The sequence below is a fragment of the Nonomuraea sp. NPDC001699 genome (genome assembly GCF_053596455.1).
This window is the reverse complement of record NZ_JBSFGF010000044.1, coordinates 25,437-35,197: the sequence shown is the minus strand read 5'-3', so window position 1 is coordinate 35,197 and position 9,761 is coordinate 25,437. Positions and strand designations below refer to the sequence as shown.

Here is a 9,761-nt window from a genome sequence, read left to right as displayed (position 1 = left end):
ACAAGGGCGACGCCTCCGAGCCCGAGGACGGCTGAGCCAGGCGCCGGGCCCCGCCGACTCGTCGTCGGCGGGGCCCGGTCCACTCCTGAACTGTTCGGCGCCCGCCTCTGCCGTTGCCGCGGCAGGTCAGCGGCACTGCAGGCCTTCCGGCAAGTCTGTCCGGCCGCACGTCAAGACCCTCCGCCACCACGGGCGCCGGCTCGGCCGGGCGGCCATGGCCTACAGGCGGGCCAGTTACCGCCCCCGAAGTTCGGGTCACTGACCGTAATCGATAGGTTGCTCCTGCCTGTGGTGCTCCTGCCGGTTGCTGCGATGTGCCTGCGGGCCTGGCCCGATGCCGCGGAGGTGGAGTGCCTCGCGGTCGGTTTGCTGCTGGTGCTGGCCATGCCGATCGCCGGCGGAGCGGCGTCATGGGGGCAGAACGCCGGAGGCAACGTGCCCTTGGTGGTCGCCATGGTCGTGGGCTCGACGCTGCTCAGCCCTGTCACGGTTCCGTGGGGGCTGACCGTGTCCGCCGCCCTGGTCGGCCCAGGGGGCGCCCGCAGCCTTGATGACACGGCGCGGCTCGACGGGCTGGCCGGGACAGCGGGCGCGGGCGCATTCGCGCTGGCCCTGATCGTGCTGCCCTCTCTGGCCGGGATCCTCGGGCGGGCCATACTCGGGGAGCGGCGAGCGGCACGCATCGCGCCGGTCATCAAGCTGGTCAACATCGCGAACATCCTGCTGCTGTGCTATCTCAACGCCTCCGGCGCGCTCGGGCAGGCGCTGTCGCCCCCCGACCCTGACTTCCTGGCCCTGGCCGTCGGCGTGGCCGGTGCAGTCTGCTGCCTGTCCTTCCTCGTCGGCAGGTGGATGTCCCGATGGACCCGATGCGACACTCCCGACGGCATCTCCCTCACCTTCGCCACCGGCATGAACAACACCAGCGCGGCGGCGGTCCTGGCCGCCAGCTGGTTCGCGCACCGTCCGCAGGTCCTCGTGCCGATCCTGGCCTACAGCCTGCTGCAGAAACTCGCCGCCAGCCTGTTCGGAACCCGGCCGCCATCGCCGACTGTGGCCCCTGTCGTCTCCCCGCCCGCGCCGTCTTGACGGCCGTCCGGCTACGCCGGAACCGTGGCTTGGTCGTTGTACTCCGACCGGTTCGCTCATCGCCGGCGGGCTCCGCTTGGCCATCGTGCAGGTCGTCGCCGGTCTCAGCTGACATCGCCGCGGTCGCCTGCGACCGCTTCGCCACGTACGTGGAACCGCCGGTCCGCGGCGCTGCGGTCTCACGTGTCAGCCGACAACGCGGAGAAGCGGAAAATCGGTCATGGTGGGCAAACCTCCAGCGTTCGGTGATGGCAGCGACCGAGCTTCCGCTCCGGGTCGGCGGCGCGTAGGTCCTGGTGGGGGGTGATACCCGGGCACCGGCAAGCCGGTCGCATGGCCACGGTGTTCGAGCTTGAACCTGAGGCCGGTACGGCCGCTCCCGAGAGCCCCAGCTGACCCGGCCGATGGTGGTGCAGGATCAGGGTTCGTAACGACATCCGCCGCCGGTCCGAAGAAGATCCTGAGGTCAGTGGGACGCCGGTGAACAGGCATGACGCGAAGGAGACGTCAGGGTGGGTTTCTCGTTCAAGGTCATGCCAGGGGTACGCCTCAGGGTCAGCAGTCGCGGCCTGAGAGCCGGGATCGGACCCAGCTTCGCGCGGATGCATGTGGGAGCCGGTCGTACCGGGCTCTCTTCCTCGGTGGGGCCGATGAGCTTCTACACCAGCCTTGGCGGTGGTCGCCGACGTAGCACAACGGGGCGTCGTCCCACGGCCGGTAGCCTGCAACGGCAGATGGCCCAGGCCCAGCGCGCCGCCGCGCAGGCAGAGAAGGCCGCCGAAGCCGAACGGCTGGCGGGCGTCTTCATGCAGATCCTCGACCTGCATCGGGCCGAGTTCCCGCCCGCGCAACCACCTGTCGCCGCGCCTGTCCCGTCGCCGGACCTCACGGCCTTTCTGGCCCCTCGGGAGCAGCAGGCGCTGGCCGGAATCGGCGTGTTTCAGCGCAGGGCCCGCGCTGAGGCCAAGCAGCGTGCGCGGCAGGCCGCCGAGGCCGACATGCGGAACTGGTGGACGCAGGCCAACGCCGAGCGCGACCGGTACCAGCGGGAGCTCAACCGCCAATGGCAGCGGCTGTGCGGGAACGATCCAGACATGGTCCTGCCGGTTCTGGCGGAGGCGTTCGAGGACAACGAGGCGCCTGCGGCGCCTGTGGCGCTGAACGGCTCGGAGGTGTCTGTGGTGATCCTTGCGCCGGGGCCGGACTTCGTCCCTGAGCGTTTCCCCTCACGTACCGCTGCGGGCAACCTCTCGCTGAAGAAGCTCACCAAGACGGAGCGCGCGAGCTACTACACCCTGACGTTGTGCGGATACCTGCTGGTCACATTGCGCGAGGCGTTCGCCGTGGCTCCTGGCCTCAGCGCCGCGCGCGCGGTGGTGCTGCGCACCGATCGCGTGGACGCGTACGGCCGGACTCAGGTGAGCTGCATGCTCGCGGGACGCTTCGAGCGGCGCTCCTTCGACGGTGTGCGATGGGATGCTGTGAACGCGGCCACCGTGGTCAACGACACCGGCGACAACCTGATGTTCAACCAGAAGGGGGCCGCAAAGGAGCCGCAGCCGCTCGATCTCCGGTTCGAGCCCGAGCTACAGGCCCTGGTGAACGCGGTCGACATCACCGAACTGACCGCTCGCTGATTCGATCCCCAGGAACTGGTCTGTCGCCTGCATGGGCAGCCGTCGGCCGGCACCTGCCTGCACCTGCCTCGATACCGGAGCCATGCGCCGGCTGAGCGGGGCCTCGGTGTTCGGCGAGTGTGCCGCCACTTCGGTGACCGCCGGCCAGTCGCGGAACCGATCGTCTCGGCTGTCGCGCGGTGGCGGGCATGACTTAGAGTGCCGCTCCATGATGAGGAACAAGCCGCATGAAACGTCGCAAACTACCGCAGGGTACTCCGAAGCGGCCGAGACGCTGGCCGAGCAGTACGAGAGCGTCACGTTCGCAGAGGTTCACCGAGAGGTGCTGCACTTGTTCCCCGTACAGCCCAGCCAGGTGCTGGACATCGGCGCGGGTAGTGGCCGCGACGCGGCGGCGTTGGCAGCCCTGGGCCACACGGTCGTCGCCGCAGAACCCACTGCTGAACTACGTGCGCTGGGGGAGGCCCTGCATGCCGACCAGGATCTGGAGTGGATCGACGACGCGCTGCCGGACCTTGCGGTACTACGCTCGATCGGGCGTCGTTTCGATCTCATCCTGATGACCGCTGTCTGGATGCATCTGGACGAGCAGCAGCGGTCGGCGGCGATGCCCAGTCTGACCAACCTGCTCGCCACCGGCGGACGAGTGCTGCTTTCCCTACGTCACGGTCCGGTCCCCAGCGGCCGCCGCATGTTCCCCGTCTCCGCGCGGGAGACGATCGACCTGGCTCGCGCGCACGACCTGGAGCTCATCCATCTTGCCCAGCGCGTCGATCCGCATGGCCGTCAGGACATCTCGTGGACCTGTCTGGCATTTCAAGCGTCCGTGCCTCAGTGAGACAGGCGTCTGCCCGGTAGCTCCACCTGGGAACGCCGCAGAGGCGGCCGGCCCGGTGAGGAGCGCCCGAACGCCCGCCTGGCCGCGCGAGCGAGCAGTCGACGTACGCCCCGGGTGCCGCCGCCGAAAGAGACACGTTGTCCCGGCTCCGCCTGTCATCGGACGGCCGAGTCCGTCCGAGGCTGTCCGTGGGCCTGTTGGACACCCCCGCGTCCTGGCTTCGCTGACTCCAGGTAGCCCCTCGGTGAAGCGCCGGGTACGGCAGGATCAACGTCGTGACCCACCGGCACCGGTGCATCGCACGCCATGCCCGGCTCGTGCGTACGGCCGAGTCCCCTCGTTCCAACGCACAAGGAGACACTCATGTCCATCCGGCTTTCCCAGCTGCTCCGCGTCGTCACGTTGACAATCGTCGGCACGACGATCCTCACCACACCGGCCAATGCCGCTCCGGCGGGTTTCGAACGATGCCCGGCAGGACATTTCTGCCTGTTCGACGGAACCAACGGGACCGGTGAGATCGCGACCTTCCGTTCGGGCTCGCCGGATCTGCAGCGGCAGAACATGGACAATCGAGCTTCAAGCGTGGCCAACAACACCGGTCAGGGGTGGTGCCTGTTCGACGGCGGGGGCTACACGGGCGACGCCCGTGACGTCTTCGGCTCCTACGACCTGGTGGAATTCTGGGACAACCGGGTCAGCTCACTGCGCCGCGGCTTCTGCTGACCGGATCGGCGCGGCCGTTCGTCCGCCGGGCGGTCGCGCCGATGAGGCTGTGTCATGAGGTCCTACGCCGCCGGCCACGACGCGGCCATGCCGGCCGGGCATGCCGACACGAGCGGGAGGCAGTGAACATGAGCACAAGAGCGGCGGCTGAGAGGGATCCCGAAGCGCTCCTTGCGGTGAGAAGCCGCTGGTGGCGACCAATCCCGCCGGAACTGATGTGATCGCCGAATTCACTGCCGGCGGCAGGTGGTGTGCAGCGGTGCCAGGACGAAGTCGAGCCCGCCACAGAGGTGTGGCGAGCTCGACCCGGAGGTTATTTCTCGGGCATGAGGACGGTGTCGATGATGTACACGGTGGCGTTGCGCGTGGACACGTCCCCGCAGACAACCCGGGCGTTGTTGATCATGTATGTGGTGCCTGAGCCACGGGTGGCGAGTTTGCCGCCCTGCAGGGTGGTGAAGCTCCCGCTACGCAGGTCAGCGGGGCTTCTACGGCCGGCGACGACGTGATAGGTGAGGATGCTGGTCAGCATCTTCTTGTCGGCCAGGACCTTGTCCAGCGTCTTCTTGGGGATCTTGGCGAACGCCTGGTTGGTCGGCGCGAAGACAGTGATGCCGTCAGCGCCGTTCAGCGTGTCCACAAGGCCCGCCTTCTTCACGGCGGCGACCAGCGTTGACAGCGCGGGGTTGTGCGAGGCGGCGGTGGCGACCGGGTCGGCGGCCATACCGGTGAAGCTGCCCTTGCCCGTGGCGGGCACGGACGAGCACGCCGGACCGAAGGGACGCTGGATCGCCGCATGCGCCGTAGCCGGAGTGTTCTCCGCCTGCGAGGTGTTCCGGGTGGAGGCGAGCGCGCCGGTGCCGGTCATCGAGACGGCCACGGCCAGGATCGGCAGTACGGCGGCGACGTGACGAATGTTCATGGTCTGACATCTCCTGTTGGTGTGATGAATGGGCGTGTGGAGGGGAGATCAGGTGACGGTCACCAGGACCGAGTGCCAGCCGGTGGCGCCGTCCGGGATCGGCGGCACCCGCTCGGCGGGCTGGGTGTGACCGGTGGCGTCGGTGGCGCGGACCTCCAGGCGGTGTTGTCCGGGAGTGGCCTGCCAGGTCGTGCGCCATTGCCGCCAGGTGTCGGGCCCGGCAGAGGCGGCCAGGCCGGCCTGCCGCCAGGCGCCGCCGTCGACGCGGATCTCCACGACGGCGATGCCACGGCGCTGGGCCCACGCGGTCCCGGCGACCGTGACCGGGCCGGCGGCGACCTCGGCGAACGGCTTGGGCACCTCGATGCGGGAGGCGGTCTTGATAGGCGCGCGCTCGGCCCAGCCGCGCCTGGTCCAGTAGGCGGGCTCGTCGGCGAAGCGGGTGAGCTTCAGGTCGGTGACCCACTTGGTGGCCGAGACGTATCCGTACAGGCCGGGCACGATCATCCGCGCCGGGAATCCGTGGGCGGGTGGCAGCGGCCGGCCGTTCATCGCGATGGCCAGCAGCGCGTCGCGGCCATCCAGCACCGACTCCAGTGCGGTGGAGGCGGTCCATCCGTCGGCCGAGCGTGACAGGATCTGATCGGCGCCGGCTTGGACGCCGGCCTCGCGCAGCAGGGCCGCCAGGTCGACGCCGAGCCAGCGGGCGTGCCCCGCGTACGGCCCGCCGACTTCGTTGGACACGCAGGTCAGGGTGATGTCGCGTTCGGTCAGTGGCGTGGCCATCAGGTCGGCGAAGGACAGTTCGACCGGGCGGTCGACGAGACCGTGCAGGCGTAGTGTCCACTCTTGGTGCGGCACGCGTGGGACGATCAGAGCGGTGTCGACCCGGTAGAAGGTGTCGTCAGGTGTGGTGAACGAGCTGAGGCCCGGCACCTGCAGTCCGACCCCCGCCGGAAGCGGCCGGGCGGGGTCGGCGGGAGGGGGCAGCACCAGGGCGCGGCCGTCGGCGGAGGCCTGGCGGGCCGAGGTGACGGCCCTTCCGGCGCCGCCGCTCAGGACGGCCACCCCGAGCATCGCGGCCCCGCGGGTGAGCAGGGCCCTCCGATCGGCCGCTGGCGCAGGTACCGGCGGCTGGACGGGATGGCCGTAGCGCACCAGATCACCCAGCGTGATATGGCCGTCTGGCCTAGGTTGGGGCCTGCGCCGGGCATACAGCAGGGCGAAGGTGCCGCCCACCGCTCCGACCACGGCGGGCAGCACGTCGACCGGGTCCGCTCCCGGCCGTGACAGCGCCGCGGCCCCGGCGAGGGCAGCGAGGCCGAGCAGGGCCGCCATGGCCAGGCGCGGACGCCGGGGCGCGGCAGCTCCGATGGCCGCGGCTGCGACCGCGACCACGGCCGCCAGCGTCAGGAGCAGGACCGGCTTGTCGGCAACGCCGAAGGTACGGATGGCCATGTCCTTCAGCCATGCCGGGCTCAGGTCGATGAACACCGATCCCACAGCGAGCAGCGGTCCGGCCTCGGCCCGGCCCGCCAGCGCCGCGGTCAGCTCCGCCATCCCCAGCGCCACCACCGCGGCCAGTACGCCGAAGGCCGCAGACATGGGCGGCGATGCGGGTGCAGGTGCGGGGTCCGCCACGCTGCGGGCCGGTGTCTCAGCAGTCACAACAGGGCTTCGGAGTCACCGCCGGAACGGATGGGTGCCACTTCCCGGCAGCCGGAAGATCAGGCGGCGGGCAGGTCCAGCAGCAGAAACGGCGTGCTGGTGGGTTGCCGTGAACCGCCGGTGGGCTCGACTGTCACCCCTACCTGGCCGACATCGGACCCGATGGTGCTGAGTACCGGCAGCGTGCCTCCCGAGCGGCTGGGGACGAGCAGACCCGCCGAGGTGATCCGTCCTGGTGCGAGCTGCCACAGCTGATAGACCCGGCCTGCGGGCGGGTCACCGAGCCCGGCCGCCCAGAACACCAGCGCGCCCTGCGAGCGCGACATGACCACCGTGCCGCGCCCATGCCCACCCCCGGCAGACGGCCCCGCGACCGCGCCGGTGACCGTCCGAGCGTCATCCGAGCTCAGCACCGCGGCAATCCGCTGCTCGGTACGCTGGGCCAGTTGCAGTTCCTGACGTACCTGCACAGAAGTCACGCCGAGCCAGGCCACCATGGCCAGAGCCGCCGCCATGCCCACCGCCGCCGGCCAGGCCCGCCATGGCCGCCTTGTATGTGGTGCCGGGGGGACCTCCGGCGGCAGTTGACGCACCTGATCGATCTCGCTCAGCACCCGCTCCCGCAGACCGGGCGGCGGCTCTACTGCCACAGCCACGCCGAGCCGCGCGGCCGTCTCACGGAGCGTCACCGTCTCCCGCGCGCACTCGGCACACCGTGCCAGATGTTGCTCGAAACGGCGTCGCTCGCCCTCGTCGCTGATGGCGTCCAGCGCGTAAGCACCCGCCAGGGTGTGCGGGTCGAACCCATTGCCTGCCGCCTTCATCGCTCCACCCCCAGGCAGTCGCGCAGGCGGATCAGCCCATCGCGCATTCGTGTCTTGACCGTCCCCAACGGTGCCTTGACCAGTTCGGCGACCTCCCGATAGGAGTAGCCGCCGTAGTAGGCGAAAGTGACCGACTCACGCTGCAACGCGGCAACCCGTCCAGGCAGCGGCGCAGCCTTTCACCTTCCAACCGGCCCACCACCAGCTCCGAGACCTCGTCGAAGCAGCGGTGCGGCTCCAGCCGCGCGGCCCGCTCCTCCCGATCCGCGCCCGCCTGTGCCGAACGGACCCGATCGATCGCCCGCCGATGGGCGATGGTCAGCACCCACGCCATCACCGACCCCTTGTCCGGCTCATACCGCGCGGCGCTACGCCACACCTCGACCAGCGCCTCCTGCGCCACCTCCTCGCTGTGCGCCCGATCCCGCAGCACCCGCAGCACCAGTCCGAAGACCCGCGGCGCCAGCACTTCGTACAGTTCTTCGAACGCCCCGCGATCACCCTTGCCGACCGCGTGCAGCAGGTCCTCCAGCCCCGGCGCACCATCGCCCGAGGAGTCCTCGTACACCGGTGACCGGTCCCGCGCTCCCATGCAGCCCTCCTGCTCCGACCGGCACAACACCGGCCACAAGAGCTTCGGAGCCATGCACGTTTCGGATGGGTGACACCCCGTCGTGTAGCGCGATCAGGTCGCAGACTCTGCTCGCCGGTACCACCCGACTTCCGGCCGGCCGCAGAGATCATCTTCGATCGTGACCGGGTGGCCTGTTCGTGGTACGCACTGAGGGCCACGTCATGGGCGCGGAGGTGCTGGCCGGCATCGCGTTGCAGGGCGGGCGTGCAGGACTGCTCGCGCGGTGGTGGCTCTCGGCCATCGCCCATGCGGCGCGTGGGCGCCGCATGCACCGCGCTGATGGACGGGATGGCGCCGAGCGAGTACATCAGAAGCGTCATCGAAGGAGTGACGCCCAGCGTGCTCGCAGTGCGGGCCGGAGATCGCGTGGGGCGCTCACGGCGGCCGGAGGCCGTCACCTGTCCCCGCCTCGTCCCGAGCACGGAAGGAGACCCGGGTACGCGGGCCGCGGCCAGGTCAGGATCGCGGACGCAGGGTGTTCTGGGTCGCCCTTATGGCGGCTTCACAGCTTCAGCGTGTCCCACACTCCAGTGAGCTGCGGAGTCCGGGCGGGAGCGCCATGTACCCCCGCCGCGTGGACGGTGCCGCCCTGGCTGAGCACGTGGTGGTGTACTCGCAGCAGGAGATGCAGGCCCCTGCTGTCCATGAAAATCAGTTCGCCCAGATGGAGGATCAGGGGCCGGCCAGGCTGGTGGGCGCGGCCGACGGCCGACTCCAGGTGATCGATATTGGTGGCGTCGAGCTCCCCGGACACCGTGATCAGCACCGCGGCCGCGAGCAGGCGGCGGCTTATCTCCAGCGGCGACATGGCGGCCTGGCGGCGGCGATGCTCGGCGTGAGGGCAAGGTGCGTCAGAGTGACGGACATGAGTGATCCCCCATATGGGCTCGGCCGGTTGGGACGACACTCAAGCCCTCTCACCTTCGAGACTATGGCGGAACTACATTGCAGGAAAAGGCTTTCGCCATAGAATCTTCCGGTAGGGATTTTCGGCCGCCCCCGCGATGCCGGGACCAAGGCGGAGAAAGCGCTAAGGGTTGTGCCCACAGCAGAAGACCGCCCCGCCAGCTGGACGTTCTTGACCCATCACGCCCGTGTGCTGGTGGAAATCGCCCGCAACCCTGCGGTACGGCTGCGTGACATCGCCACCCGCATCGGCATCACCGAGCGGGCGGTGCAGAACATCGTCACTGACCTGTACCGGGCCGGCTACCTGAGCCGGGAGCGGGTCGGTCGCCGCAATCGTTACAGCCTCCATCTCGACCAGCATTTCCGCTACCCGACGGAAGCGGGCCTGCCCGTCAGCCTGCTGATCGGCCTTTTCGCTGATCGTGACCTGCCCGCCGGCCTGCATGACCGCCTGCCCGACCATGACGATCAATCCGGTCGTCACGATGGCGGCTCTGATGAACAGTGATCGGCC

The 9,761-nt window shown here is 69.6% G+C and carries 9 protein-coding genes and 1 pseudogene; 5 read left to right on the top strand and 5 right to left on the bottom strand.

Features of this window, described 5'->3' with window-relative positions; genetic code table 11:
• The first annotated feature begins 276 nt into the window (after positions 1-276).
• The 4 genes from ACWCSU_RS50840 to ACWCSU_RS50825 all read left to right on the top strand — a co-directional run bounded on the left by ACWCSU_RS50840 (position 277) and on the right by ACWCSU_RS50825 (position 4,290).
• Positions 277-1,089, top strand: a complete 813-nt coding sequence (locus tag ACWCSU_RS50840) for a bile acid:sodium symporter family protein (RefSeq protein WP_449944454.1) — start codon at positions 277-279, stop codon at positions 1,087-1,089.
• 650 nt (positions 1,090-1,739) lie between these two features.
• On the top strand, positions 1,740-2,726 hold the full coding sequence (locus tag ACWCSU_RS50835; protein ID WP_449944452.1) for a hypothetical protein: 987 nt from the start codon (positions 1,740-1,742) through the stop codon (positions 2,724-2,726).
• Positions 2,727-2,934: 208 nt separating this feature from the next.
• The gene (locus ACWCSU_RS50830; RefSeq protein ID WP_449944449.1) at positions 2,935-3,564 is read left to right on the top strand and encodes a class I SAM-dependent methyltransferase; all 630 of its coding nucleotides are present in this window, start codon (positions 2,935-2,937) and stop codon (positions 3,562-3,564) included.
• Positions 3,565-3,927: 363 nt separating this feature from the next.
• Positions 3,928-4,290: a peptidase inhibitor family I36 protein gene (locus ACWCSU_RS50825; RefSeq protein WP_449944447.1), complete on the top strand. Its 363-nt coding sequence runs from the start codon at positions 3,928-3,930 to the stop codon at positions 4,288-4,290.
• Between the two features lie 313 nt (positions 4,291-4,603).
• Here ACWCSU_RS50825 and ACWCSU_RS50820 read toward each other — a convergent pair whose 3' ends face one another.
• The 5 genes and pseudogenes from ACWCSU_RS50820 to ACWCSU_RS50800 all read right to left on the bottom strand — a co-directional run bounded on the left by ACWCSU_RS50820 (position 4,604) and on the right by ACWCSU_RS50800 (position 9,146).
• Positions 4,604-5,212, bottom strand: coding sequence for a fasciclin domain-containing protein (locus tag ACWCSU_RS50820; protein ID WP_449944444.1), 609 nt, complete (start codon positions 5,210-5,212; stop codon positions 4,604-4,606).
• A gap of 48 nt (positions 5,213-5,260) precedes the next feature.
• Entirely contained in the window at positions 5,261-6,817 is a 1,557-nt protein-coding gene (locus tag ACWCSU_RS50815) for a molybdopterin-dependent oxidoreductase (RefSeq protein WP_449944442.1), read from the bottom strand.
• A 122-nt stretch (positions 6,818-6,939) separates the two neighbouring features.
• Positions 6,940-7,704, bottom strand: coding sequence for an anti-sigma factor (locus ACWCSU_RS50810; protein ID WP_449944439.1), 765 nt, complete (start codon positions 7,702-7,704; stop codon positions 6,940-6,942).
• Positions 7,701-8,296 (bottom strand): annotated as a pseudogene (gene sigK, locus ACWCSU_RS50805) (ECF RNA polymerase sigma factor SigK). The gene ACWCSU_RS50810 and the pseudogene sigK overlap by 4 nt, the downstream one beginning before the upstream one ends.
• Positions 8,297-8,840: 544 nt before the next feature.
• Complete coding sequence (locus tag ACWCSU_RS50800) at positions 8,841-9,146, bottom strand: STAS domain-containing protein (protein WP_449944437.1); 306 nt, start codon at positions 9,144-9,146, stop codon at positions 8,841-8,843.
• 288 nt (positions 9,147-9,434) lie between these two features.
• On the opposite strand from ACWCSU_RS50800, the gene ACWCSU_RS50795 reads away from it, so the two are divergent.
• The gene (locus ACWCSU_RS50795) at positions 9,435-9,755 is read left to right on the top strand and encodes a MarR family transcriptional regulator (RefSeq protein WP_449944434.1); all 321 of its coding nucleotides are present in this window, start codon (positions 9,435-9,437) and stop codon (positions 9,753-9,755) included.
• Positions 9,756-9,761: the final 6 nt, after the last annotated feature.